28 protein-coding genes are annotated in these 25,736 nt (G+C 64.1%); 8 read left to right on the forward strand and 20 right to left on the reverse strand.

The features are described from left to right. Positions 1–80: 80 nt before the first annotated feature. From PVE73_RS18885 to infC, 20 genes are all read right to left on the reverse strand, one after another. Positions 81–1,613 carry an altronate dehydratase family protein gene (locus PVE73_RS18885; protein WP_277363720.1) on the reverse strand — a complete coding sequence of 511 codons (1,533 nt, stop codon included), beginning with the start codon at positions 1,611–1,613 and terminating at the stop codon, positions 81–83. A 153-nt stretch (positions 1,614–1,766) separates the two neighbouring features. Beyond that, a complete protein-coding gene (locus PVE73_RS18890; protein ID WP_277363721.1) occupies positions 1,767–2,423 on the reverse strand; it encodes a TerC family protein in 657 nt (218 codons plus the stop codon). A 325-nt stretch (positions 2,424–2,748) separates the two neighbouring features. After that, a complete protein-coding gene (locus tag PVE73_RS18895; RefSeq protein ID WP_277363722.1) occupies positions 2,749–3,360 on the reverse strand; it encodes a transglutaminase-like cysteine peptidase in 612 nt (203 codons plus the stop codon). Between the two features lie 125 nt (positions 3,361–3,485). Next, complete coding sequence (locus PVE73_RS18900; protein WP_277363723.1) at positions 3,486–4,745, reverse strand: polyhydroxyalkanoate depolymerase; 1,260 nt, start codon at positions 4,743–4,745, stop codon at positions 3,486–3,488. A gap of 174 nt (positions 4,746–4,919) precedes the next feature. Next, on the reverse strand, positions 4,920–5,492 hold the full coding sequence (locus PVE73_RS18905) for a GNAT family N-acetyltransferase (protein WP_277363724.1): 573 nt from the start codon (positions 5,490–5,492) through the stop codon (positions 4,920–4,922). Further along, on the reverse strand, positions 5,482–5,775 hold the full coding sequence (locus tag PVE73_RS18910; protein WP_277363725.1) for a DUF1330 domain-containing protein: 294 nt from the start codon (positions 5,773–5,775) through the stop codon (positions 5,482–5,484). The genes PVE73_RS18905 and PVE73_RS18910 overlap by 11 nt, the downstream gene beginning before the upstream one ends. A gap of 20 nt (positions 5,776–5,795) precedes the next feature. Then, complete coding sequence (gene pyrF, locus PVE73_RS18915) at positions 5,796–6,506, reverse strand: orotidine-5'-phosphate decarboxylase (protein WP_277363726.1); 711 nt, start codon at positions 6,504–6,506, stop codon at positions 5,796–5,798. Further along, positions 6,496–7,086, reverse strand: coding sequence for a histidine phosphatase family protein (locus tag PVE73_RS18920; protein ID WP_277363727.1), 591 nt, complete (start codon positions 7,084–7,086; stop codon positions 6,496–6,498). Before PVE73_RS18920 ends, pyrF begins: the two co-directional genes overlap by 11 nt. After that, positions 7,083–7,676 carry an NAD(P)H-dependent oxidoreductase gene (locus PVE73_RS18925; protein ID WP_277363728.1) on the reverse strand — a complete coding sequence of 198 codons (594 nt, stop codon included), beginning with the start codon at positions 7,674–7,676 and terminating at the stop codon, positions 7,083–7,085. Before PVE73_RS18925 ends, PVE73_RS18920 begins: the two co-directional genes overlap by 4 nt. Before the next feature lie 55 nt (positions 7,677–7,731). Continuing rightward, positions 7,732–8,340 (reverse strand): phospholipid N-methyltransferase PmtA, encoded by a 609-nt coding sequence (gene pmtA, locus PVE73_RS18930; RefSeq protein ID WP_277363729.1) that lies wholly within the window; start codon positions 8,338–8,340, stop codon positions 7,732–7,734. 79 nt (positions 8,341–8,419) lie between these two features. Beyond that, a complete protein-coding gene (gene dnaJ, locus PVE73_RS18935) occupies positions 8,420–9,541 on the reverse strand; it encodes a molecular chaperone DnaJ (protein ID WP_277363730.1) in 1,122 nt (373 codons plus the stop codon). A 201-nt stretch (positions 9,542–9,742) separates the two neighbouring features. Then, positions 9,743–11,659 carry a molecular chaperone DnaK gene (gene dnaK / locus PVE73_RS18940; RefSeq protein WP_277363731.1) on the reverse strand — a complete coding sequence of 639 codons (1,917 nt, stop codon included), beginning with the start codon at positions 11,657–11,659 and terminating at the stop codon, positions 9,743–9,745. Between the two features lie 200 nt (positions 11,660–11,859). Next, positions 11,860–12,846, reverse strand: coding sequence for a Gfo/Idh/MocA family oxidoreductase (locus tag PVE73_RS18945; RefSeq protein ID WP_277363732.1), 987 nt, complete (start codon positions 12,844–12,846; stop codon positions 11,860–11,862). Between the two features lie 319 nt (positions 12,847–13,165). Continuing rightward, positions 13,166–13,687 carry a nucleotidyltransferase family protein gene (locus PVE73_RS18950; RefSeq protein WP_346772376.1) on the reverse strand — a complete coding sequence of 174 codons (522 nt, stop codon included), beginning with the start codon at positions 13,685–13,687 and terminating at the stop codon, positions 13,166–13,168. Positions 13,688–13,787: 100 nt separating this feature from the next. After that, entirely contained in the window at positions 13,788–16,193 is a 2,406-nt protein-coding gene (gene pheT / locus PVE73_RS18955; RefSeq protein ID WP_277363733.1) for a phenylalanine--tRNA ligase subunit beta, read from the reverse strand. A 24-nt stretch (positions 16,194–16,217) separates the two neighbouring features. Then, positions 16,218–17,303 (reverse strand): phenylalanine--tRNA ligase subunit alpha, encoded by a 1,086-nt coding sequence (gene pheS / locus PVE73_RS18960; protein ID WP_277367509.1) that lies wholly within the window; start codon positions 17,301–17,303, stop codon positions 16,218–16,220. Positions 17,304–17,518: 215 nt separating this feature from the next. After that, positions 17,519–17,920, reverse strand: coding sequence for a 50S ribosomal protein L20 (rplT, locus tag PVE73_RS18965; RefSeq protein WP_277363734.1), 402 nt, complete (start codon positions 17,918–17,920; stop codon positions 17,519–17,521). 36 nt (positions 17,921–17,956) lie between these two features. Next, entirely contained in the window at positions 17,957–18,157 is a 201-nt protein-coding gene (gene rpmI, locus PVE73_RS18970) for a 50S ribosomal protein L35 (RefSeq protein WP_277363735.1), read from the reverse strand. 164 nt (positions 18,158–18,321) lie between these two features. Continuing rightward, positions 18,322–18,942 carry an isoprenylcysteine carboxylmethyltransferase family protein gene (locus PVE73_RS18975; protein ID WP_277363736.1) on the reverse strand — a complete coding sequence of 207 codons (621 nt, stop codon included), beginning with the start codon at positions 18,940–18,942 and terminating at the stop codon, positions 18,322–18,324. Positions 18,943–18,999: 57 nt separating this feature from the next. Then, on the reverse strand, positions 19,000–19,536 hold the full coding sequence (gene infC / locus PVE73_RS18980) for a translation initiation factor IF-3 (protein WP_277367510.1): 537 nt from the start codon (positions 19,534–19,536) through the stop codon (positions 19,000–19,002). 180 nt (positions 19,537–19,716) lie between these two features. Here infC and PVE73_RS18985 point away from each other — a divergent pair, with 180 nt between their 5' ends. The 8 genes from PVE73_RS18985 to trpA all read left to right on the forward strand — a co-directional run bounded on the left by PVE73_RS18985 (position 19,717) and on the right by trpA (position 25,729). Next, the gene (locus tag PVE73_RS18985; RefSeq protein ID WP_277363737.1) at positions 19,717–20,484 is read left to right on the forward strand and encodes an alpha/beta hydrolase; all 768 of its coding nucleotides are present in this window, start codon (positions 19,717–19,719) and stop codon (positions 20,482–20,484) included. Between the two features lie 155 nt (positions 20,485–20,639). Next, a complete protein-coding gene (locus PVE73_RS18990) occupies positions 20,640–21,056 on the forward strand; it encodes a DUF2852 domain-containing protein (RefSeq protein WP_277363738.1) in 417 nt (138 codons plus the stop codon). Between the two features lie 106 nt (positions 21,057–21,162). Beyond that, complete coding sequence (locus PVE73_RS18995; RefSeq protein ID WP_277363739.1) at positions 21,163–21,918, forward strand: M48 family metallopeptidase; 756 nt, start codon at positions 21,163–21,165, stop codon at positions 21,916–21,918. A gap of 102 nt (positions 21,919–22,020) precedes the next feature. Beyond that, positions 22,021–22,677: a phosphoribosylanthranilate isomerase gene (locus PVE73_RS19000; RefSeq protein WP_277363740.1), complete on the forward strand. Its 657-nt coding sequence runs from the start codon at positions 22,021–22,023 to the stop codon at positions 22,675–22,677. 10 nt (positions 22,678–22,687) lie between these two features. Continuing rightward, on the forward strand, positions 22,688–23,908 hold the full coding sequence (gene trpB / locus PVE73_RS19005; RefSeq protein WP_277363741.1) for a tryptophan synthase subunit beta: 1,221 nt from the start codon (positions 22,688–22,690) through the stop codon (positions 23,906–23,908). A gap of 3 nt (positions 23,909–23,911) precedes the next feature. Next, positions 23,912–24,241 (forward strand): divalent-cation tolerance protein CutA, encoded by a 330-nt coding sequence (cutA, locus tag PVE73_RS19010; RefSeq protein ID WP_277363742.1) that lies wholly within the window; start codon positions 23,912–23,914, stop codon positions 24,239–24,241. Between the two features lie 66 nt (positions 24,242–24,307). Next, entirely contained in the window at positions 24,308–24,589 is a 282-nt protein-coding gene (locus tag PVE73_RS19015) for a hypothetical protein (RefSeq protein WP_277363743.1), read from the forward strand. Between the two features lie 297 nt (positions 24,590–24,886). Then, positions 24,887–25,729 (forward strand): tryptophan synthase subunit alpha, encoded by an 843-nt coding sequence (trpA, locus tag PVE73_RS19020; protein ID WP_277363744.1) that lies wholly within the window; start codon positions 24,887–24,889, stop codon positions 25,727–25,729. Positions 25,730–25,736: the final 7 nt, after the last annotated feature.

The raw sequence follows: 25,736 nt of genomic DNA on the forward strand, positions 1-25,736 counted from the left end.
GCGGGCATTTTCCTTATGGAAGGCTGAAGCGCACCGCTTCAGCCTTTTTCTTTGCAAGGACAGCTGCGCGCCTACTGGCGCTACATCACCGCGCCGACCTGCCAGGGGACGAACTCGTTGTCGCCATAGCCGAGTTGCTCGGACTTGGTGCGTTTGCCGGAGGCGACGGCGAGCACCTCGTCGAAGATCTGCCGTCCCTTCTCCTGCAGCGACACACCTTCGAGAACATCGCCGCAGTTGATGTCCATGTCCTCCGCCATGCGCTCATACATGGGCGAGTTGGTGGCGAGCTTGATCGAGGGCGTGGGCTTGCAGCCATAGGCGGAGCCGCGGCCGGTGGTGAAGCAGATGACGTTGCAGCCGCCCGCCACCTGGCCCGTAGCGGAGACCGGGTCGTAGCCCGGCGTGTCCATGAACACGAAGCCCTTCTCCGTGATCGGCTCGGCATATTCGTAGACGGCGGTCAGCGGCGTGGAACCGCCCTTGGCCGCCGCGCCCAGGGATTTCTCCAGAATGGTGGTCAACCCGCCGGCCTTGTTGCCCGGCGAGGGATTGTTGTTCATCTCGCCCTTGAGGCGGGCGGTGTACTCCTCCCACCAATGGATGCGCTCCACCAGCTTCTCGCCCACCTCGCGGCTTGCCGCGCGGCGGGTGAGAAGATGCTCGGCACCATAGATCTCCGGTGTTTCGGAAAGAACCGCCGTGCCGCCGTTGCGCACGAGCATGTCGGCCGCCACGCCAAGAGCGGGATTGGCTGTGATGCCGGAGTACCCGTCGGACCCGCCGCATTGGAGGGCGAGCTTGATCTCGGAGGCGGGCACCGTCTCGCGCATGGCGGCGGCGACCGCGGGGAGCATCTCCTTCACGACCTCCAGGCCGGCCTCGATGGAGCGCCGGGTGCCACCCGTATCCTGAATGGTGAAGGAGCGGAAGGCGTCGCCTTCCTCGATCCCGTAAAGCTCCTTGAGGCGGGCGATCTGGAAGACCTCGCAGCCCAAGCCCACCATCAGCACGCCGCCGAGATTGGGATTGGCGGCATAGCCCCATTGCGTGCGCTTCAGGATGTCGAAGCCCTCACCAGTACCGGCCATGCCGCAGCCCGTGCCATGGGTGAAGGCCACGACGCCGTCGATATCAGGATAATCGTCCAGGAGGCCGGAGCGATTCGCGGCCTCGGCGATGAAGCGGGCGACCGAGGCCGAGCAGTTGACGCTGGTGAGGATGCCGACATAGTTGCGGGTGCCGACACGGCCGTTCGAACGGCGATAGCCCTGGAAGGTCGCCTGCTCCTCGGGCGGGAGCACATTGATCGGGCGGGCGTCCTCGCAGAAACGATAATCGCGCTCGAAATCGCCCATCTCGACATTGTGCTCGTGCACCCACTCGCCCGGCGCGATCGGCGCCTTGGCAAAGCCGATGATCTGGCCGAACTTCCTGATCGCCTCGCCGGCAGCCACCGGCACGAGCGCCACCTTGTGACCGAAGGGAATGCGGCTTGCCGCGCGCACGGTGCCGGTCAGAAGCGTTGCGGGCTCGAGCGCGCGGACGGCCACGGCGACATTGTCTTCATCGGAAAGGCGAAGAAAGGGCGGACGGCCGGACAAATCGTTCATGGTTTCCTCAGGCAGGCCCGCGCAAGGCGGGCTTGATCACCGCCCTGATGTAGGCCTTCACGCCGGCGGAGTCCACGCGTCGACAAGTTGTTTTGCTTTTCGGTCGGAGCGGCCCCCGTTCATTGGAACGGGGGCTGCAGGATGCGCCTTGCCTCAGGCGCCGTTGATGTAGCCGAAGACCTCGTTGCCGCCGCGATAGATCATCTCCAACGCCACATAGAGAATGATCAGGAGGCCCACATAGGCAATCCAGCGATGCTTGTTCAAAAGCCGGGCGATGAAGGAAGCGGCCACGCCCATCAGCGCGATGGAGAGGCCGAGACCGAAAACGAGCACGACGGGATGATCGCGTGCAGCACCCGCGACGGCCAGGACATTGTCGAGCGACATGGAAACATCCGCGATGACGATCTGCCAGGCGGCTTGCGCGAAGCTCTTGCGCGGCACGCCGCCGGCGACCGTTCCGTCGGCGTTCAGATCGCGATTCTCGAGCGCCTCCTCACCCTCGAGCTCGTGATTGTGGTTGGCCCGCAGCTCGCGCCACATCTTCCAGCACACCCAGAGCAGGAGAATGCCGCCGGCAAGCAGAAGACCGACGATCTGCAAAAGCTGCGTCGTGACTGCGGCGAAACCGATGCGCAACACCGTCGCGGCGATGATGCCCATGAGAATGGCCTTGGCCCGCTGCTCCTTCGGCAGGCCGGCGGCCGCCAGGCCGATGACGATGGCATTGTCACCGGCCAGGACCAGATCGATCATGATGACTTGGAGGAAAGCGGAGAGAACGTCAGCGCTGAAAAGCTCGCTCATTTAGCACCCAATGTTGATTGAGGTGCCCCGCCCGCGGACATCGCCGGTCGCTCATGCAGCGTCTGTGCTGCCTGGGCGGACCTTCACCAATGCCGATGGAACTCCGCGAACATCGGGCCACCCGATTTGGACTTCCAGTCCGACATCACAGCCCAAGGGAGCTGCCAGAGGGGCCCGGTCTGGTAGGGCGACATCTAGCGAGAAGACGCGCGAAACTCAAGAGCCGCTGCTGAACGGCAGCGGCTCTTGTCTGCGTAAAATTTCTCTCGATCCGAGAACCCGCCTCGATGGGAAAGGTGTACGCGTTCCGCGATGTCGGATGCGCTTATTTCTCCACTGCGCCGACGAGCAGGTTGTTCTCGTCGCGCAAACTCACCCACTGGCCGGTGTTGGTGGTCGCCTGCCGCTTGAGGAAGCGATAGCGTGTGTGGCTCCACAGCTTCACGTCGTCGCTGAGATTGTCGAGGATCAAGTCCCCCTGATTCGTGCGCACGGTCAGCACCGCGTGTCCCTCGCCGTCCGGCTTGCGCACCACGGTGATGAGCAGATCGGACAGGGAGATGCCGGCAGCGTTCAACAGACGCCGCTTTTCCAGGACGTAGTCCTCGCAATCCCCCACCCCCCTGTTCGGATAGGCCCAGACCTCTTCCTTGCCGTAGATTTCGCTGTCATTCAGCGGCTTGACGGCCCTGTTGACAGCCAGGTTGATCTTCTCGATCCTGGCCATCAGGGCACTGCTCAGCGCTAATGGGCCGGCGTCCCGGGGGCGGATGGTACATTCCCTTGGATTGGCCCGGCAGAACTCGTAGTGACCGATCGGCTGCGACGTGACCGCACCCGTGGCCATCAGGCCTGATCCGACGGCCGGGCTCGCACCGATCCCGGCAGTGGACAACAGAATAAGTGCGGCGACGAACCCCGCCCGCTTGGCAGCCATAAGCCGCTCCCCAACCATTTATTCTCGTTAATGGAAAGTTAACGAACTTTTATGGGGAGCTGTCAATTGGGAATGCCCGGATTTTCACGTCATGGTTACCGGGGCCTGGGGAAAAGCCCCGGTTATCATGCCGGTTTGCGGCCGGGTGTAGCCGAGCTGCCACGGTTTTCCGCGATGAAGCCGGTGATTCTCGGGACGATCTCGTTCCGAAAGCGCGAGCCGTTGAAGACGCCGTAATGGCCGACGGAGGGCTGCAGATAGTGGCTGCGCCTCGCGGGCGGGATGTTGACGCAGAGGTCATGCGCGGCCCGGGTCTGGCCAATCCCCGAAATGTCGTCGTTCTCGCCTTCGATCGTCAACAGCGCCACGGAGCGGATCGCGGCCGGATCGACAGGCTCGCCCCTGTGGGTCATCTCCCCCTTAGGGAGGTCATGGCGGATGAAGACCGTCTCCACCGTCTGCAGGTAGAACTCGGCCGTGAGGTCCATCACCGCCAGATACTCGTCATAGAAGTCGCGGTGCTTCTCGGCCGAATCGCCATCGTCCTTCACGAGATGCATGAAGAACTCCTTGTGGGCGATGATGTGACGGTCGAGATTCATGCTCATGAAGCCCGAAAGCTGGAGGAATCCCGGATAGACCAGCCGCATGAAGCCCGGATTGGGCCAGGGGACCTGCATGATGACGTTATCGCGGAACCATTCGATGCCGTGCTCTTCCGCCAACCGGTTGACCGCCGTCGGGTTCCTGCGGGTGTCGATGGGGCCGCCCATGAGGATCATGGAGGAGGGCAGGCTCTTGTCGCCGCGCGCCTCCATCAGCGCCACCGCGGCCAGGACCGGCACCGAGGGCTGGCATACGCCCATCACGCTCGCGCCAGGCCCAAGCATACGGAACATCTCGATCAGGTAGTCGATATAGTCGTCGAGATCGAAGGAGCCCTGGGAGAGCGGCACCATGCGCGCATCGATCCAGTCGGTGATATAGACGTCGGCATGGGGCAGCATCGCCTCCACCGTGCCGCGCAGAAGCGTGGCATAGTGGCCGGACATCGGCGCCACGATCAGGAGCTTGACATCCGGGGCGCGCGTGGCAGGCAGCGCCCGCTCGAAATGGATCAGGCGGCAAAAGGGCCGCGACCAGACCACCTTTTCGCGCACACGCACCTTCTTGCCGTCCACGACCGTCGAGGCGATGCCGAATTCCGGCTTGCCGTAACGGCGCGTCGTGCGCTCGAACATCTCGGCCGCCGCGGCGATCGAGCGGCCCCAGGTGGTGGCCGAGGCAGGATTCAGGGGACTGGAGTAGAAGAGCCTGATGGCATCGGCGTAGGCCCGCGCCGGCTGAAGCGCAGCATGGTTGAGCTCGTAAAGCTGGTAATACATCGCAGACCTTTCCGGCAGATGCTCAGGCGGGCGGCGTCGAGCGCTTGGAACAGAGTAGCGCTCTTTTGGTGCAATGCAATAGAATCCCGAAACAAAGAACTGCCTTGAAACACATGCTTTTTCAAAATTATCCGGCGAATGAGGCGATGCTGCGGCGCAGCATCGCCTGTGGCATCACGATCGCGCAAGCAAATTGCGGCGCAGCATCAGGAGACGCGTTTCGGGAGCGATCCCCGACGGCAGTTCACGGAAGAACTGCCGCGCCAGGGGCGGCGGCGCCTCGTCCAGCGGGCACTCCACGAATCCGTGCGCGGCATAGAAAGGCCGATTGAACGGCAGATCCCGGAAGGTGGTCAGCGACACGCCGGCGCACTTCTCCTCCACGCTTCTGGCGATCGCGAACCGCACGAGCGCTGAACCGAGGCCACGCCGGCCATGGGCGGGATCGACGGCGAGTTCCCTCAGATGCAGAAATCGGTCCAGGGGGTGCAGGACCGCGTAGCCGACCGGATCCTGCCCGGCATGCGTCGACACGACGGTCTCGAACTTCGTCACAAAGGAATGGAATGCCGCCGCCGTCGTCGGCGGGTCCGGCACGAGGCTCGGGAAGCCGTGCTCCGCAAAAAGCCGGGAGGCGCGGGTCTCCACCGCCGCAAGCGCTGCCGCATCGTCCCTCGCGTAAGGGCGGATGCCATAACCCGCGGGGATGTCCGCAAGGGCAACCGCGGCGGCGGGATCAGCCCTCATAGCCCTCGACGATGATCACCTCGCCCTCGGACACCGCCTGGCGGATGGCCCTGGCGGCTTGATATTCGGGGGCGTTGTAGCAATCCTTCGCGTGCTGGAGCGAGGGGAACTCGATCACGACATGGCGGCCGCGGCCGCGGCCCTCCACGGCCTCATAGGTGCCGCCGCGGGCAAGAAATCGCGCGCCATGCTTCTCGAAGGCGGGCTTCGCCGTGGCGATGTAGTCCTTGTAGCGTTCGGGGTCGCGAACATCCACATGGGCGATCCAATAGGCCTTGGGCATTTCCTGCTCCTCCTGTCCGACTAGCCGTCGCGCGCCGCGTCCTGCATCTCGGCAAGAATGTTCGCGGCGGCGGACGCGGGATCGCCTGCCGCGACAACGGGCCGGGCGACGACGAGGTGGCTCGCGCCGGCGCGGATCGCTTCGGTGGGGGTGACGACGCGCTTCTGGTCGCCACGGGCGGCGCCAGCGGGCCGGATGCCCGGTGTCACCACCGCCATTTCGGGACCAACCACACCGCGCACGGCGGCGGCCTCGGCCGCGGAACAGACCACGCCGCCCATGCCGGCCTCTCGTGCCTGCTCGGCACGGCGCAGCACCAGCGCCTGCGGGTCGTGTTCGTAGCCCGCGTCGATCAGATCCTGCCCATCCATGGAGGTGAGTACGGTAACGCCCAGCAGGCAGAGGCCGGAGCCTTCCGCTGCGGCCGCCGCCGCCTTCATGGCCTTGGGATAGGCATGGATGGTGAGCATCGTCACGCCCATGCGGGCGATGTTCTCCACGCCTTTGGCGACCGTGTTGTCGATGTCGAGCAGCTTCATGTCGAGGAAGACCTTCCTGCCTTCCCGGACGAGAACGCGGGCGAGATCGAGCCCGCCGGCGAAGGCGAGCTGGTAGCCGATCTTGTAGAAGTTGACGGTATCGTCAAGCGCGTCCACCACTCTCCGGGCTTCGGCAAGGGTCGGCACATCCAGGCCGACGATCAGGCGCTCGCGCATTTCGTCAGCCGACATCGTCCACCCCTCGAAAGGATTCCATCGGCGTCCAGTCGCACAACAGCCTGCGGCTGGCAATCCCAAACGCGTAGATGTTGCCACCGCCCGGCGGCTGGTCGCGGTCCCTGGCAATGGGCTGACCGGCAATGCGGCACTTGAGCAGCGTGCCGACGCCGCCGTGCCCAACCATGAGGACGGGCTTCACGGCATCCTTCAGGACCCGGTTCGCCGCCGCCTCGATGCGGTCGGCCGCATCAACCGCCCGCTCCCAGCCGCGCCAGCTCATTTCCGGTTCGGCGAAGAAGGCATCGGCTGCCGCGTCGAATTTCTCCGGCTCGATGAAGCCCGTGGAGGAACGGTCATTCTCGCCCATATCGCCTTCCACTTCCATTGGGATATGGAGATGTGCGGCGAGGATCGCCGCCGCCTCGACCGCCTTCGTCTCGGCGCTGGAGACAATCCGCCCGAGCGTGCGCAACCACTCCTGATCCAGCATGACTTCGACGCGCCGGCGTCCGACAACCGACAGGCGCCAGAGGGGAACGGGCCGCTCCGGTTCGATCTCCACCTGCGGGTGTGTGAGATAATAGGCGATCATGGCGTGGCGCGGGAGGCAAACAGCCGTGCATGCGCGATCAGCGTGCCGCAGACCTTGGCCATAGACTTCTTCAGCCGCTCCTCGCGGAAGTCCCCTTTCTCGTCGAAAGCCTCCTGCGCGCGTGGCACCGAGCATTGCGGGGTGATCACATCCGCCTGGCAGTGGACGAGCACGGCGCGCAGATGGTTGATGGCGCGCACGCCCGCATAGCCGCCATCCGAAGACGAGCAGAGGGCGACGAGCTTGCCGCTGAAGGCGCGGAAGGGTCGCCCCTGGGCATCGGCCTTGACACGGCTCACCCAGTCGACCGTGTTCTTGAGCAGCGGCGGAATGGAGGCATTGTATTCCGGCGTGGCGATCAGCACCGCGTCATGCGCGCCGATCATATGCGCGAGCTTCACCGCATCTTCCGGAACACCCTTTTCGCGTTCCAAGTCCTGGTTCATGAGGGGCAGCGGATAATCGGCCAGCGATATGCGGGTGACATCGGCGCCCTGCAGCGCCAACTCCTTCATGGCCGCGTCCGCCGTCTTGCCGCTATAGGCTCCGGTGCGCGTCGATCCGGCGAAGACCAAAATCCGCGGCGTCATGGTTCATCCCTTATTGGCCCGTTCTCAGGCCATCATCGCGGATGGGAGTGCCGCGTCAAGCATCCGCGACGCGGCGATAGATCCACAGATGCGCCGGCGGGATGTTGCGCATCACGAAATCGTAGCGCTCGACCGAATAGGTGCCGCGGCCCGCGGGCACCGGCGAAAGGGCGCCATAGGTGATCTGGACGATCGGGCGCCCCGGCGGCATCAGGTCAAGCAGGCTCTCGACAAGCTGGATACGCGTTTCGACAGGAAAGTTGAGGAGCGGAATGGCGCAGACCACGCTGTCGAATGCGCGGCCCTTCCAGGGGGCGAGCACGGTATCCAGATCGAATGCATCGCCATGGACGATGTTCACGCCCGGAAAGTTTTCGCGCAGCTTGTCGACGAAATCCTGCGAATATTCGATGGAGACGAGATTCTCGGGCCTGATGCCGCGCTCGAGGATGGCACGGGTGATCACGCCGGTGCCGGGGCCGAGCTCCAGGACGAGATCGTCGCGTTCCGGACGAACGATTGAGGCCATGCGGCGCGCAGTGATGCCGCTCGTGGGCACGATGGAGCCCACCGCCTTCGGCTTGTCTATCCAGCCACGAAAGAAGCGCAGTTCCTCGTCAAAGCGCGAGACGATCGCCTTGCGAACGTCAAAAGGTCTTCCCATTCCTCGTCCTCCTCGAGCCCGCAGCCTCAGGGTTCAGCCGCCCGCAAGGCCGGACCATCGCACAATCCGGCCACCCCCTTCATTCGCCGAAGGACTCGAAGAAGTCCTTCATGCGTGCGAAGAAACCCGTCGACTGCGGGCTGTTGTCATTGGAGGATATTCTTTCGAACTCCTCAAGCAACTCTCTTTGCCTGCGCGTGAGATTCTGCGGCGTCTCCACGGCCACCTGAATATAGAGATCGCCCACCTGGGGCTGCCTCAGCACCGGCATGCCCTTGCCGCGCAGACGGAACTGCCTGCCGTTCTGGGTGCCCTCGGGGATTTTCACGCGCGTCTGCGTGCCGTCGAGCGTCGCCACCTCGAAGGAGCCGCCAAGGGCCGCGGTGGTCATGGAGATCGGAACCTTGCAGTAAAGGTCCGCGCTGTCGCGCTGGAAGAACTCGTGCGGCCTGACGGACAGGAAGATGTAGAGATCGCCCGGCGGCCCGCCGCGCAGCCCCGCCTCGCCCTCGCCGGCAAGCCTGATTCGCGTGCCGTCCTCTATGCCGGCGGGAATGTTGACGGAGAGCGAGCGCTCCTCGGTCACCCGGCCCTGGCCGGAGCATTTGCGGCAAGGGTCGTCGATGATCTGTCCGCGCCCCTGGCATTGCGGACAGGTGCGCTCGATGGAGAAAAAGCCTTGGGCGGCGCGAACGCGCCCCGCCCCGTGGCACATGGGGCATTGGACCGGCGAGGAGCCGGGCTTGGCGCCGGAGCCCGCGCATTCGTCGCAGGTGACGGAGGTGGGCACGTGGATCTGCGCCGTCTTGCCCGTGAACGCTTCCTCGAGCGTGATCTCCATATTATAGCGGAGATCCGCGCCGCGGTCGCGTCCACCGGAGCGGCGGCGGCCGCCGCCCATGATGTCCCCGAAAATGTCCTCGAAAATATCGGCGAAGCCGCCGCCATTGAAGCCGCCTCGCGCGCCCATACCGCCGTGCTCGAAGGCGGCATGTCCGAAACGGTCATAGGCCGCGCGCTTCTGCGGATCGCGCAGGGTCTCGTAGGCCTCGTTGATTTCCTTGAACTTCTGCTCCGCCTCCTTGTCGCCCGGATTCCTGTCCGGGTGATACTTCATGGCGAGCTTGCGGAAAGCGCTCTTCAGTTCCTTTTCATCGGCGTTTCTCGACACGCTGAGCGTCTCGTAAAAATCAGCCTTCATACAAGAGATCCCGCAGTTCTTATGGGGCCACACCGGAGTCCCCGACCGGTGCCCGCTATTTAGTTATTCGCCTCAGCGAATGCCATAGTTTGTAGGATTTGGCCAGTGTGTGAGGCCCACGCCGCACCGAATAGGAGGGGCATAACCCAGCAAACAAAAGGCCCGGGCACGAAGCCCGGGCCTCCTGACGTTCCAGGACGATCAGGCCGACTTCTTGTCGTCCTCGTCGATCTCCTCGAAATCGGCATCCACGACATCGTCGTTCTGCTTGGCGTCGCCGGTCTCGGAGCCGCCATCGGCAGCACCTTCCGCCTGGCTTGCCTCGTACATGGCCTGCCCGAGCTTCATGGAAGCCTCGGCGAGCGCGGTGGTCTTGGCTTTGATCGCGTCGACGTCGTCACCTTCGGTGGCGGTGCGCAGTTCGGCGATGGCGTTCTCGATAGCCTTGCGGTCATCCTCCGAGACCTTGTCGCCGTAGTCCTTGAGCGACTTCTCCGAGGAATGGATCAGCGCTTCGGCCTGGTTCTTCACCTCGACCGTCTCGCGCCGCTTCTTGTCGGCTTCCGCATTGGCCTCGGCGTCCTTCACCATCTTCTCGATATCGGCGTCCGAGAGGCCGCCGGAAGCCTGGATGCGGATCTGCTGCTCCTTGCCGGTGCCCTTGTCCTTGGCCGAGACGTTGACGATGCCGTTCGCGTCGATGTCGAAGGTCACCTCGATCTGCGGCACGCCGCGCGGTGCGGGCGGGATGCCCACCAGATCGAATTGGCCGAGCATCTTGTTGTCGGCCGCCATCTCGCGCTCGCCCTGGAAGACGCGGATCGTCACCGCGTTCTGATTGTCCTCGGCGGTCGAGAAGGTCTGGCTCTTCTTGGTGGGAATCGTCGTGTTGCGGTCGATGAGGCGCGTGAATACGCCGCCCAGCGTCTCGATGCCGAGCGACAGCGGGGTCACGTCGAGCAGCAGCACGTCCTTGACGTCGCCCTGCAGCACGCCGGCCTGGATGGCGGCGCCCATGGCGACCACCTCGTCCGGATTCACGCCCTTGTGCGGCTCCTTGCCGAAGAAGTTCTTCACCGTCTCCTGCACCTTGGGCATGCGCGTCATGCCGCCCACGAGCACCACCTCGTCGATCTCGCCGGCGGAAAGGCCCGCATCCTTGAGCGCGGCGCGGCAAGGCTCGATCGTGCGCGTGACGAGGTCTTCGACAAGGCTCTCGAACTTGGCGCGCGTGAGTTTGATGGCCAGATGCTTCGGCCCGGTCTGGTCGGCCGTGATGAAGGGCAGGTTGATCTCGGTCTGCGAAGAGGACGACAGCTCGATCTTGGCCTTCTCCGCGGCCTCTTTCAGGCGCTGGAGGGCGAGCTTGTCGTTCTTCAGGTCGATGCCCTGCTCCTTCTTGAACTCATCGGCCAGGTAGTTGACGAGCCGCATGTCGAAATCTTCGCCGCCGAGGAAGGTGTCGCCATTGGTGGACTTCACCTCGAACACGCCGTCGCCAATCTCCAGGATCGAGATATCGAAGGTGCCGCCGCCAAGATCGTAGACGGCGATGGTCTTGCCGTCCTTCTTGTCGAGGCCATAGGCAAGGGCGGCCGCGGTCGGCTCGTTGATGATGCGGAGCACCTCGAGGCCCGCGATCTTGCCGGCATCCTTGGTGGCCTGGCGCTGGGCGTCATTGAAATAGGCGGGGACGGTGATGACGGCCTTCTCGACCTTCTCGCCGAGATAGGATTCGGCGGTCTCCTTCATCTTCTGAAGGATCATCGCGGAAATCTGGCTGGGCGACTGCTTCTTGCCGCCGGCCTCGACCCAGGCGTCGCCATTGTCGCCCTTGACGATCTTGTAGGGGACGAGCTTCTTGTCCTTCTCCGTCACCGGGTCGTCGTAGCGGCGGCCGATGAGGCGCTTGATCGCAAACAGCGTGTTTTCGGGATTGGTCACCGCCTGGCGCTTGGCGGGCTGCCCCACCAGACGCTCGTCCGAATCGGTGAAAGCCACGATCGACGGCGTGGTGCGTGCGCCCTCCGCATTCTCGATGACCTTCGCGTCCTTGCCGTCCATCACGGCGACGCAGGAATTGGTGGTTCCAAGGTCGATACCGATAACTTTTGCCATTTATTCTTCTCCGCTTAGCAGACTGTCAGGACCCATTCCGGCGTTCCAGGCAACAGCCCCTGTTCATTTGGATTTGTCGGGACGCGCTTGTCGACAAAAACGCTCTCCGCAACATGCGGGGTATATAAGAACCGCCCTTTTTTCGTGCAAGGCAGCTTCTGGCCGTTGTTCACCGGCCGGCGGGCCGTTGTGGAAATGTTTCAGACCATCTCCCACCGATCATGGGCCGAGGCGCGGTAGATCGCGTCGATCATCTTCTGGTTCTTGAGCGAATCCTCCAGCGTGAAGACCTGTACGTCCTCGCCGGCCACAGCGCGGGCGAAGGCTTCCGCCTGAAGCCGGTACTGGCGCGTGTCGCCGAAGCGGAAAATCGTGGATTCCGCATGATTCGCGTTGTGGAGCGTAATGCGGTCATCGCCGTAGACGCGCGAATTGAAGGGCGTTTCCACTTCGATATAGCCCCTGTCGCCGTGGAAGACCATCACCTGACGCGCGGCCATCTGGGTGGCCACGTAGAAGCTCATCTCGAAGCCGATGAACTCGGCCTTCACGCTCGCATAGATGTCGGTGCCGAAGGTGGAATCGCGCTCGACCGTGGCCTGGACGCGAAGGGGCTCCCTGCCGGTTACGAAACGGGTCGTAACGGTGGGATAGACGCCGATGTCAGGCAGGCCGCCGCCGCCGAGCTCCAGCCTGTTGCGCATGTTGTCGGGATCGAGATTGCGATAGGTGAACGCGCCCTGCACATGGCGCAGCCGGCCTATGGCGTCTTCCGCGATCAACTCTCGCACTTTCTTCCACTGCGGGTGATGGGTGACCATGAAGGCTTCGCTGACGAGCACACGGTTGCGGTCGCGCGCTTCGATCACTTGGGCGATGTCCTCGGCCTTCAATGCGAGCGGCTTCTCCACCAGCACATGCTTGCCCGCATCCGCCGCCTTCACGGCCCATTCAACATGCTGGGAGGTGGGAAGCGGGATATAGACGCCGTCCACCTCCGGCGAGGCGAGCAGCGCTTCATAGGAGGCGAAGACGTGCGGAATGCCGAAGCGCTCGGCGACCGCCCTCCCCCGCGCCTCGTCGCGGCTGGCGATGGCAGCGACCACGCCGTTCTCGGCGTCCAGAAGCTGCGGAATAACATGATCGCGGCCGATCTTGGCCGTGGACAGGATACCCCAGCGGAACATGGCAACTCACTCCCTCGTTTTCGTCGCCATCTCATATCCGCTTGGCCGCCGGGTGTGAATAGCACCGGCTCCCTCCCCTGCCTTATGGCTCTGATAGCCTGCTTCTTCGATCGACCGCCGGTGGTGCGCCTCGGTTCAGGCATGGATCCCCGGGTCTAGCCCGAGGATGGGGACGAGATGGGGCACATTCGCTGGTCACCACGCTGGAGATTTGCGGAAAACCTCTCCTCCTTCGTCATCCTCGGGCTTGACCCGAGGATCCACGCCTGAACGGCTCAACCGGCGCAGCGATCAAGTTAAAGGACCGTGGCCTCACCCCTCACCAGGGGACGACCGTGAGCTCCGGCCATGTCGCCTTGGCACGGGCGGCCTTCATTTCGTGGGTGGCGCGGTTGTCCAGGATGTGGTTCGGGGCGACGCGGAAGGCGAAGATGTCTTCGAGGCCATAGGGCGCGAAGAGGTCGAGATCGCCGGTGCCGTTCAGCCGAACGCCCACCGCATGGGTGCGGGAGGCGAATTGCTCGATGGATTCGCGGCTGGAGCGGAGCGGCTCGCGCTTCTGGCCGAAGCGGCCCTCGAACCAGAGATGCACGCGCGACTGATTGCGGATTTCGACCGGCTTCGGGATGTCCCTGAAGATTTCGTGACCACGCCGGATCACGGCATCTTCCGCCTCCCAGGAGAGATCGGCATCGTCGAAATAGAAGAGGTCGACATCCTTGATGCCGTACCCGCTGGTACGCCCGGTGAGGTGGTTCCAGACGGTGTTGTAGAGCGCGCCCGAAACGACCCACCAGTCCGGCAGGTCGAAATCGCGCGCGCGAATGAGCGCCTCGCGCACGAGCGGATCGTTCCAGACGATGTCGAGGAGGCCGAGCGCTGCTTTTCGAGAGGGAGGCCGGCGTATCTCAGATGATCCATCGGCCCTTCCTCCTTGGTTGCTAGCTTCTCAGCGCACCGCCCGTCTGCTTGCCGACATTTTCCACGATTCGGCCGGCCAGCGCCTCGAAATCCTCATCCGTCAGCGTGCGCTCGACAGGCTGGATGGTGACCTCGACGGCAATCGACTTCTTGTCCGGCCCGAGTGCGGCGCCCTCAAAGACGTCGAAGACATTCACATCGGCGATAAGCTTCTTGTCGGCGGCAGAAACGGCGCGCGTGAGGCTTGCCGCCTCGACCTGCCTGTCGACTACGAAGGCAAAATCGCGCTTCACCGCCTGGAAGGGCGAGAGGTCGAGCCGCGGCCTAGTGCGCGTGGGCTTGGCCTTGGGCTCGGGGATGGCGTCCAGGAATACCTCGAAACCGCAGAGCGGGCCGGAGACGTCCATCTCTTCGAGCGTCTTCGGATGGAACTCGCCGAAGGTGCCGAGGATGTTCTTCGGCCCGAGCTTGATCGTGCCGGAGCGGCCGGGATGATACCAATGCGGTCCGCCCGCCTCGATCTGCAGCTTGTCCACCGGCGCACCGCAGGCTTCGAGCACCGCGAGGGCATCCGCCTTCGCCTCGAAGACATCCACAGCCGCCGCATTGCCCGACCAGTGGCGGCCCTGGGTTTCCAGCCGCGCCGTACCGCGGCGTACGCCGGCCGCAACCCTGCGCTGGTCCTCCGGCCGGTCGCCCTCGTATGCGCCGGAGACCTCGAACAGGGCGACATCGGCAAAGCCGCGATCGGCGTTGCGCTGCGCGGCGGCGAGGAGGCCCGGCAGCAGCGAGGGCCGCATGGTGGACATGTCGGCGGCGATGGGGTTGGCGAGCTTGATGAGCTTTCGGTTCTCCACGAACAGCCGCGCATGCTCCTCCGGGATGAAGGACCAGGTGACGGCCTCCATCATGCCGCGCACGGCGAGCCCGCGCTTGGCAAGCCGGTTGCGGACCTGCGCCACGGTGAGGATGCGGGCGCTCACCTCATTCTTCTCGACCATCGGCTGCGGCGCGATCTCGTTGACACCGTGGATGCGCATGACCTCCTCCACGAGGTCCGCCTTGCCGTCGATATCCGGCCGCCAGGAGGGGACGGAGACCTCCACGACCTCGCCGGAGCCTTCCGCCTTGAAGCCGAGGCGGGAGAGGATGGAGAGGCTTTCCGCCGCCGGCACGTCGAGGCCGGTCAGGCGCTTCACCTCGGATGTCGGGAAGGAGACTACGTTCAGCGTGTGGCCGCGATAGCCGACGACGCGCGTCTCGGATGCCTCGCCGCCGCAGAAATCGAGTACCATGCGCGTGGCAAGCTCCAGGCCCGGCACCATGAACTCGGGGTCCACACCGCGCTCGAAACGGTAGCGCGCATCGGTGATGATGCCGAGATCACGCCCCGTTCGGGCGATGTTGAGCGGATTCCAGAGGGCGGATTCGATCAGCACGTCGGTCGTGTTCTCGTCGCAGCCGGAATGCTCGCCGCCCATGATGCCGGCGATGGATTCCACGCCGCTGTCATCGGCAATGACGCAGACCTCGGAATTGAGCTCATATTCACGCCCGTCGAGCGCCAGCACCTTTTCGCCCTTTTCGGCGCGGCGGATGACGAGATTGCCCTTCACCTTGGCGGCGTCGAAGACGTGCAGCGGGCGCCCGCGGTCAAAGGTGATGTAATTGGTGATGTCCACCAGCGCATTGATGGGCCGCAGGCCGATGGCGATCAGCCGCTGCTGCAGCCATTTGGGCGACGGGCCGTTCTTCACGCCGCGCACAAGGCGCAACGCAAAACCAGGGCAAAGATCCGGCGCATCGATCTTCACGTCAACGGGGCATGCGCCGTTGGCGGCGATGGATTCGACCGCACCGCTTTTCAACACGCCGAGGCCGGCAGCGGCGAGGTCGCGGGCAATGCCGTAGACGCTGGTGCAGTCCGGCCGGTTGGGGGTCAGCCCGATCTCGATCACCGGATCATCGAGCTTGGCCCACTTGGCGAAGGATTCCCCCACGGGCGCACTCTCGGGCAGGTCGATGATGCCCGTATGCTCGTCGGAAAGCTGAAGCTCGCGCTCCGAGCACATCATGCCGTGGCTCTCCACGCCGCGGATTTTGCCGACCGAAAGCGTGACGTCGATGCCGGGAACGTAGGTCCCGGGCGCGGCGAACGCACCGACGAGGCCCGCCCGCGCATTCGGCGCGCCGCAGACCACCTGGAGCGGCTTTCCGTCGCCGGCGTCCACCGTCAGCACCTTGAGCTTGTCGGCATCGGGGTGCTTTTCCGCCGTCAGCACCTTGGCGATCACGAAGGGCTTCAGCGCCGCCTTGTCGTCAACGGCCTCGACCTCGAGCCCGATCGTGGTGAGCGTTTCCACGATCTCATCGAGCGTGGCCTCGGTCTCGAGGTGGTCCTTGAGCCAGGAGAGTGTGAATTTCATCTTGTTCAGCCTGCCGGGAGGAAATCAGTTGCTCAGCCCGCCGAACAAGGTCGGCAGGTCGAGGGGGCGGAAGCCGTAGTGCTGGAGCCAGCGCACGTCGGCATCGAAGAAGGCGCGCAGATCCGGCATGCCGTATTTCAGCATGGCGATGCGGTCGATGCCCATGCCCCAGGCGAAGCCCTGGTACTCGTCCGGGTCGAGCCCGCCCGCGCGCAGCACGTTGGGGTGCACCATGCCGCAGCCCAGGATCTCCATCCAATCGTCACCTTCGCCGAAGCGCACTTCGCCCGGCTTGGAGCGGTCGCACTGGATGTCCACCTCCAGGCTCGGCTCCGTGAAAGGGAAGAAGCTCGGCCGGAAGCGCATGTTGAGCTGCGGCACCTCGAAATAGGCCTTGCAGAATTCGGTCAGCACCCACTTCATGTTGGCGATGTTCGCCGTCCTGTCGATCACCAGCCCTTCGAGCTGGTGGAACATCGGCGTGTGGGTCGCATCCGAATCCGCCCGGTAGGTCTTGCCGGGGATGACGATGCGGATCGGCGGCTTTTGCACTTCCATGGTGCGGATCTGCACGGGCGAGGTGTGCGTGCGCAGGAGCTTGCGCTCGCCCTCCTCGTCCGGCTCGAAGAAGAAGGTGTCGTGCATCTCGCGCGCCGGATGGCCTTCCGGGAAGTTCAGCGCCGTGAAATTATAGTAGTCCGTCTCGATATCGGGCCCCTCGGCGATCGAGAAGCCGAGATCGCCGAAAATGGCGGCGATTTCATCGATCACCTGCGTGATGGGGTGGATGCGGCCGCGCTCCGCCGGCGGGCGGGGCACAGGCAGGGTGACGTCCACCTTTTCGCGATCGAGCCGGGCGGCGATCGCCGCATCCCGCAATTCCGCGCGGCGGGCGGCTATCGCCTCCGTAACGCGGCTCTTGAGGCCATTGATCGCCGGGCCCATCGCCTGCCGCTCCTCGGGCGACATGGTGCCCAGGGTCTTCAGCTTTTCAGAGATCGAGCCCTTCTTGCCGAGGGCTGCGACGCGCACGGCCTCGATCGCCTGCTCGTCGCCGGCGGCGGCGATCTCGTCCTGAATATTTTTCTCGAGTTGGTCCAGATCGTTCATCTTCGTCATTCAGCCCCTGTCGTGGCCCACCCGCTCCGAGCGTGCGCTATGCCTTGTCCGCGTCACCATCTGTTTGGTTCGCCGCATTGTGCAACACCGGTTATTCCATCCGGCTGCAAATGCTCCGATCACTGCGCCTGCATGAGAAAACCCGCGCCAGCCCTGCCAGCGCGGGTTCCCGAAATTCCACTACCTTGCTTCGGGAGCGCTGGTCTTTAAGCGACAGCGCTCTCAAATGCGTTGGGAGTGGTGTTCTTGAGGTAGTCGAGCGCGGCCTTGGACTTGGCCACGAGCGCGGCGAAGGCCTGCGGCTCGTGAATGGCCATATCCGACAGCACCTTGCGGTCGATCTCGATGCCTGCCTTGTTGAGGCCGTCGATGAAGCGGCCATAGGTCAGCCCATGCTCGCGCGTGGCGGCATTGATGCGCTGGATCCACAAAGCGCGGAAGTTGCGCTTGCGGTTCTTCCGGTCGCGATAGGCGTATTGCAACGACTTCTCGACCGCCTGCTTGGCGATGCGAATGGTGTTCTTGCGGCGGCCGTGAAAACCCTTGGCGGCTTTCAGGACCTTCTTGTGCTTGGCATGGGCGGTAACGCCCCTCTTCACGCGTGCCATGACATGATCTCCTTAAACTGTTCCTGAATCCGCTTCTCAGAAGCTGTAGGGCATGAACTTCTTCACGATCTTCGTATCGGGATCGGAAAGAACCATCGTGCCCCGCGCGTTGCGGATGAACTTGTTGGAACGCTTGATCATGCCGTGGCGCTTGCCGGCGGCAGCGACTTTCACCCGGCCGGTCGCGGTCACCTTGAACCGCTTCTTGACCGCAGATTTGGTCTTCATCTTGGGCATTTTGCTTCTCCGATATTCTTATGGCGCGAAGCGCCTGATTCTTACCGGGCCAGCCCGGAAGCATTACGAGCCGCCACGGCATGCCCTGCCGGACGGCTCAAACGAACGGCGCGCTTATAGCGGTGTGTCGTGAAAAGCGCAACAGGCTTCGATTCCCGAAAAGGTCAGTGAAGCCAAAAGAGGACCGGGATCAGCCCAAGCTCCTGGCCTTCCTCCACCAGTTCGAAGAAGGGGATCGACACAAGGAAGACCAGGCCGTCGATCAGCGTTCGGTTGAATATGCGCGGCTTGAAGGTGACCTCCGCCTGATCCTGGAACAACCGCGGATCGGGAATGAAGCGGGGCACCCGTTCCACATAGGCAATGTACGGCGCCCCGAGCGTCTTCTTCAGGTAACGCTCCTCCCTGAGCGCGACGAGATAGAAGGCGGCGGCGCAGACCGCCGCCGCGAAAGCCGCGATGAACAGGCTGCCGGTCTGCGCACCCACGCCGCCCGCCGCAATGGTGGAGAAAAAATAGAGCGGATTGCGCGTGAGCGAATAAGGCCCGGTCGAAACGAGTTCGGCGGACTTGCGCCCGCCGATGTAAAGGATCGACCAGAGCCGGCCGCCTATGCCGACGAGGATGAAGGCGAGGCCGAAGGACTCGATCCGTTCATGCGCGAACCCATCATGCAGCGAGCCGCCGAAGATGAGCAGCACGCAGATGATGCCGATCAGAAACGCAAGCACGTAACGGCGCGACGACTGGAACGCAGCCATCGCCCTGGCGGTCTCGCCACTCATCCTCAACCCCCGACAGACAACCGATGATTCGCTGGCGAGGGTCGAACCGCATCTTGGCTATTTCGGGGCGAGCACCATCATCATCTGGCGGCCTTCGAGCTTGGGCTCGGCCTCCACCTTGGCGATCTCCTCCACATCCTCGCGAACGCGATTGAGCAGCTTCATGCCAAGCTCCAGATGGGCCATCTCGCGGCCACGGAACCGAAGCGTGAGCTTCACCTTGTCGCCTTCCTCGAAGAAGCGGCGCACCGAACGCATCTTCACCTCGTAATCGTGGGTGTCGATGTTCGGACGCATCTTGATCTCCTTGATCTCGATGGTCTTCTGCTTCTTGCGCGCCTCGGCGGCCTTTTTCTGGCTCTGGTATTTCAGTTTGCCCAGATCGGTGATCTTGCAGACGGGCGGATCGGCATTGGGCGACACCTCGACGAGGTCGAGCCCGGCGTCTTCGGCGATCCTCAAGGCCTCGTCGGTGGAAACAATGCCACGATTGTTGCCATCGTCATCGATAAGCTGGACCCGGGGAACCCGGATATCCCGGTTGGAGCGCGGGCCCTCCTTCACGGTCGGCGGCGCTTTGAACGGTCTGCGAATGGTCGTTATCTCCCGATAGTTTACGAAATGGCTGACGCCCGAAAGAGCAAGCCGCCGGCTATGTGGGCTTGCAGGGCTCGCTGTCAATAGCATAACCCGGCGGAAGAATCACGCCAGAAGCGCAATCGAGATCCGCCGGAGCGAAAAATTTCGCCCAAAAGTTGAAGGAGAGAGGTTCAGATGGACGAAGCCGCACGCATCGACATCGACGGGAATGCGATCGCCGTTCGCCATCGCCCCGGCAGAGCACCGGGGCTCATGTGGCTCGGCGGTTACCGCTCCGATATGAGAGGCACCAAGGCCGAGGCACTCGACGCCTGGGCGGAGGAGCACGGCATCGCCTGCACACGGCACGACTATTCGGGCCACGGCGAATCGGGCGGCGCCTTCGAACAGGGCACCATCTCGCGGTGGCTCAAGGAAAGTCTCGCCGTCTTCCGCCGCTTCACGGAAGGGACGCAGGTCCTCGTCGGCTCCTCCATGGGCGCATGGATCGCGCTCAGGATGGTACAGGAGCTGCAGAAGGCCGGCGAAGGCCGGCGCGTCGGCGGCATCCTGCTCATCGCACCCGCACCGGACTTCACCACCGATCTCGTGGAGCCGGGGCTGAGCGAGGCGCAACGGGAGGCGCTGGAGCGCCAGGGCTATTTCGAGGAGCCGTCGGACTATTCGCCGGAGCCTGACATCTACACCAGGGCGCTTATCGATGACGGGCGGCAGAATCGTGTGCTGGAGGGCATCATCGACACGCACTGTCCGGTGCACATCCTCCAGGGCATGGCCGATCCGGACGTGCCCTACACCCATGCGATGCGGCTGGTGGAGCACCTGCCGGCCGACGACGTGACGCTCTCGCTCGTCCGCGACGGGGATCACCGGCTTTCCCGCCCGCAGGACGTCGACCTGATGCTGCGGGTGGCGGGATCGCTGATACAAAGAGCGCGATAGATCTGGCTGAAAAAATGCCCGGCAACCGGCGGAAGCCGTTTCCAAGGCCATTCGCTTTTTTAGGTTGCAATGTCTTGAAAGCGCATTTCGGCCCTCCCATTTCAAAAAAGGCGGCCGCGCCCCGACCTTCAACCCTCGATGAGGAATTGGTGACAATGACCCATTCTGCCCTGATCCGCCCGGCCTGGACCCCGGCGACGATCGCCCTGATGGTGGTCGGCTTCATGGTCTTCTGGCCACTGGGCCTTGCCATGCTCGCCTATATTCTATGGGGCGACCGGCTCCCTGAGTTCAAGCGCGGTGTGAACCGCACGACCGACGGCCTGTTCTCCAACTGCCGCCGGGCCAGCCGCAGCCATGCGAGAACCGGCAATGTCGCCTTCGACGACTGGCGCACCAAGGAACTGGAGCGCCTGGAAGAGGAGCGCCGCAAGCTCGATACCATGCGCGACGAGTTCGACGAGTACATGCGCGAACTCCGCCGCGCCAAGGACCAGGAAGAGTTCGACCGGTTCATGCGTGAGCGCAACAATCGCGGCCCCAAGGACAACGAGGTCACCGACCTCGGCTGAGCGGCGAAACCGCTTCCGACCTCCGCGGCGCCCCAACGGGCGCCGTTTTCATTTGCGCGACTCCCGCCGCCGCACCTTCCCTGTCCGAATCACATATATTCACCGAATGCTGCCCCGCCTCCTCAAACGCACGCCTCCACAAGCGGCACCTCCCGCCGAGCGCACGCATGTCGTGGCCGGGCGCGAACTGCCGCTGAAGGTCGTGGAGAACGACCGCGCCCGCAGGCTTACGCTCAGGATCGCGGCCGGCGGCGCAGGTTTGCGGGTCACCGTGCCGCCCGGCGTCTCGGCGCGCGAGGTGGACCGTTTCCTGGAACGCCATCGCGGCTGGCTTGAAGAGAGGCTCAAGAAATTGCCCGAGCAGCCGCTGGTGCGGCCGGGGATCAGGATTCCCGTGCGCGGCGTGCCGCATCTCATCGTGCACCAGCCGGGCATGCGGGGAATGGTGACGGTCACCGCGATCGACGGTCAACCGGCCCTCGTCGTGAACGGGGACGTCAGGCATCTGCCCCGGCGCATCGCGGATTTCCTGAAGCGCGAGGCGCGGCGGGAAGTCGAGATGCTTGTGGCGCGCCACACAGGCGCGGCCGGCCGGCGCGCCAAGGCGATCCGCTATAAAGACACGACGAGCCGCTGGGGCTCCTGCACCTCGGACGGCGTGCTGTCCTTCTCCTGGCGCATCATGATGGCCCCTCCCCCGGTCATCAACTATCTCGTGGCGCATGAGGTGGCGCATCTCAGGGAGATGAACCACGGGCCGGGTTTCTGGAAGCTCTGCAAGGAGCTTTGCCCGGACACCGAGCGCTGCAAGGCGTGGCTCAAGAGGAACGGGACCGCGCTGCAGGCGATACGGTTCGGATAGCAATAGGGAGTAGCGAATAGCGAGCAGGGAAGCGGCAGCTATTCGCTACCCGCTATTCGCTTACTATCGACTCCATCCTCATTTCATGCCACTCCCACGCCGATGAAACTCGACATCAAGATCTGCGGGCTGAAGACCGAGGGCGCCATCGCCGCCGCGCTTGACGGCGGGGCGAGCCATGTCGGCTTCATCTTCTTTCCCAAGAGCCCGCGGAACGTGGAGGTCGAGACGGCGGCCCGGCTGCGGCAGGCGGCGACCGGCCGCGCGAAAGCCGTGGCCGTGACGGTGGATGCCGATGACGAGACGCTGGAGCGGATCGTCGAGGGACTGCGGCCCGACATGCTGCAGCTTCACGGGCGCGAAAGCCCCGAAAGGCTGGAAGAGCTGAAAGCGCGCTACGGCCTGCCCGTGATGAAGGCCATATCGGTGCGGGAGGCGCGGGATCTGGAGGCGGCCGCGGCCTATCAAGACATCACCGACCACCTCCTGCTCGACGCCAAGCCGCCCGCCGGCGCGGAGCTTCCGGGCGGAAACGGCGTGCCCTTCGATTGGGCGCTGCTTGCTTCCCTTGACGGAAAAGTGGATTACATGCTTTCGGGTGGTCTCAACGCGGCCAATATCGGCGAGGCGCTCAACACCGCCAAGCCGCGCGGCATCGACGTTTCTTCCGGCGTGGAACGCGCGCCAGGCGAAAAGGACCCGGATTTGATACGCGCCTTCTTCAGCGCCGTGCAGACCGCACGGGGCGAGCGCGAGTAACGGAGGCGGCATGAACAAGCCGGTCGAACCCAATTCCTTCCGCACCGGACCCGACGAGCAGGGCATGTTCGGCATTTTCGGCGGCCGCTTCGTGGCGGAAACGCTGATGCCGCTGATCCTCGACCTCGAGGAGCACTGGAACGCGGCCAAGAACGATCCGGCCTTCCAGGCGGAGCTCGCCCATCTCGGCGCGCATTACACCGGCCGCCCCTCGCCGCTCTATTTCGCAGAGCGGCTGACGGAGCATCTCGGCGGCGCCAGGATCTACTTCAAGCGCGAGGAGCTGAACCACACCGGCAGCCACAAGGTGAACAACTGCGTGGGGCAGATCCTGCTCGCCCGGCGCATGGGCAAGACGCGCATCATCGCCGAAACCGGTGCGGGCCAGCACGGCGTCGCTTCGGCCACCGTGGCGGCGCGCTTCGGCTTGCCGTGCGTGGTCTATATGGGCGCCACCGACGTGGAGCGGCAGGCGCCGAACGTGTTCCGCATGCGGCTGCTCGGCGCGGAGGTGAAGCCCGTGACCTCCGGCCACGGCACGCTCAAGGACGCCATGAACGAGGCGCTGCGCGACTGGGTGACGAATGTCGAGGACACGTATTACCTGATCGGCACCGCCGCCGGCCCGCACCCCTATCCGGAGCTGGTGCGCGACTTCCAGTCCGTCATCGGCAAGGAGGCGAAGGAGCAGATCCTTGAAGCCGAAGGAAGGCTGCCGGACATGCTGGTGGCGGCCGTCGGCGGCGGCTCCAACGCGATCGGGTTGTTCCACCCCTTCCTCGACGACCGGCAAGTGGCCATGGTGGGCGTGGAAGCGGGCGGCAAGGGCCTCGAGGGCGACGAGCACTGCGCCTCCATCACGGCGGGCAGGCCGGGCGTGCTGCACGGCAACCGCACCTATCTCCTTCAGAACGACGACGGGCAGATCAAGGAAGGCCATTCCATCTCGGCCGGCCTCGACTATCCCGGCATCGGTCCGGAGCATTCCTGGCTCAAGGAGGCGGGGCGCGTGGAATATGCGCCGATCATGGACCATGAGGCGCTGGAGGCCTTCCAGCTTCTGACGCGCCTTGAAGGCATCATCCCGGCGCTGGAGCCTTCCCATGCGCTGGCCGAGGTGATGAAGCGGGCGCCGAAGATGCGCAAGGACCAGATCATCCTCATGAACCTCTCCGGCCGCGGCGACAAGGATATCTTCGCCGTGGCGAAGCATCTGAAGATGGACATTTGAGGCATGGCGCTCATCTTCATCGACGTGTGGGTGAACTGTCCCGACCGGGAAACGGCGGAGAAGATCGCCGATGCCTGCATCGGCGAGAAAGTTGCCGCCTGCGCCAACGTCTTTGCACCCATCGCGAGCCGATACCGTTGGAAGGGCGCAGTGGAGACGGCGGAGGAAGTGCCGCTGCTCCTCAAGACGCGCGCGGAGCATTTCGACGCCGTCTGCGCGGTGGTGCGCCCGCTGCATCCCTTTGAGGTGCCATCGATCACCGCGACGGAGATCTGCAATATCGACCAGCCCTATGCCGACTGGCTGCGCAAGGAGACGAGGGAGCCGGCATGACCCGCATCGCGATTCGACCATCGGCCGCGGCCCATGGTAAACTCAGGCAACCGAAGGAGCACTGAGATGGGTGAACTGCCGCTGCGCCTGGACCCGAAAACAAGGGAAGACCTTGAGCGCGAGGCGCGCTTGCAGGAAACGTCCGAGGCCGAACTGGTCGAACGGGCAGTCCGCATGTATCTCGAATTTCAGGAACATGACCGGCAGATCATGCGCGAGCGGGTCGCCGAAGCCGACAAGGGCATCTTCGTTTCCGAGGAGGCGATGCACCGGTGGGTGGGGAGTTGGGGAACGGAGAACGAACTGCCTCCTCCTGAACCGGACATTTTCCCCGCCAAACGTTCATGAAGATTGTCTTCCTGCCTTCGGCACGGCGCGATCTCGAGTGGTTTCGACGTTACTATGAAAAAGTCTTTCCAGAGGGTGCCAACAGAGCACGTGAACATTACAGCCGGGCTATGGCCGCTCTGCGGCATAATTCCGAGATTGGTCGCCCGTCCGAAAACAACGAGCATCGCGCTTATCCCGTGCTTCGCACCCCCTTCTCATTCGTCTATCGAATCGCTAACGAGCGCATAGAGATCTTGCGAGTTCGCGACGGGCGCGCAGAAGAACAACCCAGGACGGCTCGCTAGGGGCATTCCCATGACCACCACCCGCATCGACAGGCTTTTCGCCAAGCTCAAGACCGAGAACAGGCCGGCGCTCGTCACCTATTTCATGGGCGGCGATCCCGACTATGAGACGTCGCTCTCCATCATGAAGGCACTGCCCAGGGCCGGCAGCGACGTCATCGAGCTCGGCATGCCCTTCTCCGACCCGATGGCGGACGGGCCGGCGATCCAGGCGGCCGGCTTGCGCGCGCTCAAGGGCGGTCAGACGCTTTCCAAGACCCTTCAGATGGCACGGGTCTTCCGGCAAGAGAACGACCACACGCCGATCGTGATGATGGGCTATTACAATCCCATCTATATCTACGGCGTGGACCGCTTCCTCGCCGACGCGAAGGCCTCCGGCATCGACGGGCTCATCATCGTCGACCTGCCGCCGGAGATGGACGAGGAACTGTGTCTGCCGGCGCTCGAGGCGGGCATAAACTTCGTCCGGCTTGCGACGCCCACCACGGACGACAGGCGCCTGCCCAAGGTGCTCGAGAACACCTCGGGCTTCGTCTACTACGTGTCGATGACGGGCATCACCGGTTCCGCCCTGCCGGACACCTCCAAGGTCGCGGCCGCGGTGTCCCGCATCAAGAGCCACACGCCGCTTCCCGTCTGCGTCGGCTTCGGCGTGAAGACGGCGAGCCAGGCCCGCGCGATCGGGGCGGCGGCGGACGGCGTGGTGGTGGGCACGGCCATCGTCAACGCGGTGGCCAGCGTCCTCGGCCCCGACGGCAGGACGACCGCCGACCCGGCGGAGGCCGTCGCCACGCTTGTGCGCGGCCTTGCCGATGGCGTAGGCGAGGCGAGGCTTGCCACCGCCGAATAACGGACAA

Source organism: Chelativorans sp. AA-79 (genome assembly GCF_029457495.1).
In the GTDB taxonomy this organism is placed as follows: Bacteria; Pseudomonadota; Alphaproteobacteria; order Rhizobiales; family Rhizobiaceae; genus Chelativorans.

What these genes read in the sequence shown, in the direction of transcription:
- PVE73_RS18885 (WP_277363720.1), bottom strand. Translation starts at nt 1,613, where the DNA reads ATGAACGATTTGTCCGGCCGTCCGCCCTTTCTTCGCCTTTCCGATGAA.
- PVE73_RS18890 (WP_277363721.1), bottom strand. Translation starts at nt 2,423, where the DNA reads ATGAGCGAGCTTTTCAGCGCTGACGTTCTCTCCGCTTTCCTCCAAGTC.
- PVE73_RS18895 (WP_277363722.1), bottom strand. Translation starts at nt 3,360, where the DNA reads ATGGCTGCCAAGCGGGCGGGGTTCGTCGCCGCACTTATTCTGTTGTCC.
- PVE73_RS18900 (WP_277363723.1), bottom strand. Translation starts at nt 4,745, where the DNA reads ATGTATTACCAGCTTTACGAGCTCAACCATGCTGCGCTTCAGCCGGCG.
- PVE73_RS18905 (WP_277363724.1), bottom strand. Translation starts at nt 5,492, where the DNA reads ATGAGGGCTGATCCCGCCGCCGCGGTTGCCCTTGCGGACATCCCCGCG.
- PVE73_RS18910 (WP_277363725.1), bottom strand. Translation starts at nt 5,775, where the DNA reads ATGCCCAAGGCCTATTGGATCGCCCATGTGGATGTTCGCGACCCCGAA.
- pyrF (WP_277363726.1), bottom strand. Translation starts at nt 6,506, where the DNA reads ATGTCGGCTGACGAAATGCGCGAGCGCCTGATCGTCGGCCTGGATGTG.
- PVE73_RS18920 (WP_277363727.1), bottom strand. Translation starts at nt 7,086, where the DNA reads ATGATCGCCTATTATCTCACACACCCGCAGGTGGAGATCGAACCGGAG.
- PVE73_RS18925 (WP_277363728.1), bottom strand. Translation starts at nt 7,676, where the DNA reads ATGACGCCGCGGATTTTGGTCTTCGCCGGATCGACGCGCACCGGAGCC.
- pmtA (WP_277363729.1), bottom strand. Translation starts at nt 8,340, where the DNA reads ATGGGAAGACCTTTTGACGTTCGCAAGGCGATCGTCTCGCGCTTTGAC.
- dnaJ (WP_277363730.1), bottom strand. Translation starts at nt 9,541, where the DNA reads ATGAAGGCTGATTTTTACGAGACGCTCAGCGTGTCGAGAAACGCCGAT.
- dnaK (WP_277363731.1), bottom strand. Translation starts at nt 11,659, where the DNA reads ATGGCAAAAGTTATCGGTATCGACCTTGGAACCACCAATTCCTGCGTC.
- PVE73_RS18945 (WP_277363732.1), bottom strand. Translation starts at nt 12,846, where the DNA reads ATGTTCCGCTGGGGTATCCTGTCCACGGCCAAGATCGGCCGCGATCAT.
- pheT (WP_277363733.1), bottom strand. Translation starts at nt 16,193, where the DNA reads ATGAAATTCACACTCTCCTGGCTCAAGGACCACCTCGAGACCGAGGCC.
- pheS (WP_277367509.1), bottom strand. Translation starts at nt 17,303, where the DNA reads ATGAACGATCTGGACCAACTCGAGAAAAATATTCAGGACGAGATCGCC.
- rplT (WP_277363734.1), bottom strand. Translation starts at nt 17,920, where the DNA reads ATGGCACGCGTGAAGAGGGGCGTTACCGCCCATGCCAAGCACAAGAAG.
- rpmI (WP_277363735.1), bottom strand. Translation starts at nt 18,157, where the DNA reads ATGCCCAAGATGAAGACCAAATCTGCGGTCAAGAAGCGGTTCAAGGTG.
- PVE73_RS18975 (WP_277363736.1), bottom strand. Translation starts at nt 18,942, where the DNA reads ATGAGTGGCGAGACCGCCAGGGCGATGGCTGCGTTCCAGTCGTCGCGC.
- PVE73_RS18985 (WP_277363737.1), top strand. Translation starts at nt 19,717, where the DNA reads ATGGACGAAGCCGCACGCATCGACATCGACGGGAATGCGATCGCCGTT.
- PVE73_RS18990 (WP_277363738.1), top strand. Translation starts at nt 20,640, where the DNA reads ATGACCCATTCTGCCCTGATCCGCCCGGCCTGGACCCCGGCGACGATC.
- PVE73_RS18995 (WP_277363739.1), top strand. Translation starts at nt 21,163, where the DNA reads ATGCTGCCCCGCCTCCTCAAACGCACGCCTCCACAAGCGGCACCTCCC.
- PVE73_RS19000 (WP_277363740.1), top strand. Translation starts at nt 22,021, where the DNA reads ATGAAACTCGACATCAAGATCTGCGGGCTGAAGACCGAGGGCGCCATC.
- trpB (WP_277363741.1), top strand. Translation starts at nt 22,688, where the DNA reads ATGAACAAGCCGGTCGAACCCAATTCCTTCCGCACCGGACCCGACGAG.
- cutA (WP_277363742.1), top strand. Translation starts at nt 23,912, where the DNA reads ATGGCGCTCATCTTCATCGACGTGTGGGTGAACTGTCCCGACCGGGAA.
- PVE73_RS19015 (WP_277363743.1), top strand. Translation starts at nt 24,308, where the DNA reads ATGGGTGAACTGCCGCTGCGCCTGGACCCGAAAACAAGGGAAGACCTT.
- trpA (WP_277363744.1), top strand. Translation starts at nt 24,887, where the DNA reads ATGACCACCACCCGCATCGACAGGCTTTTCGCCAAGCTCAAGACCGAG.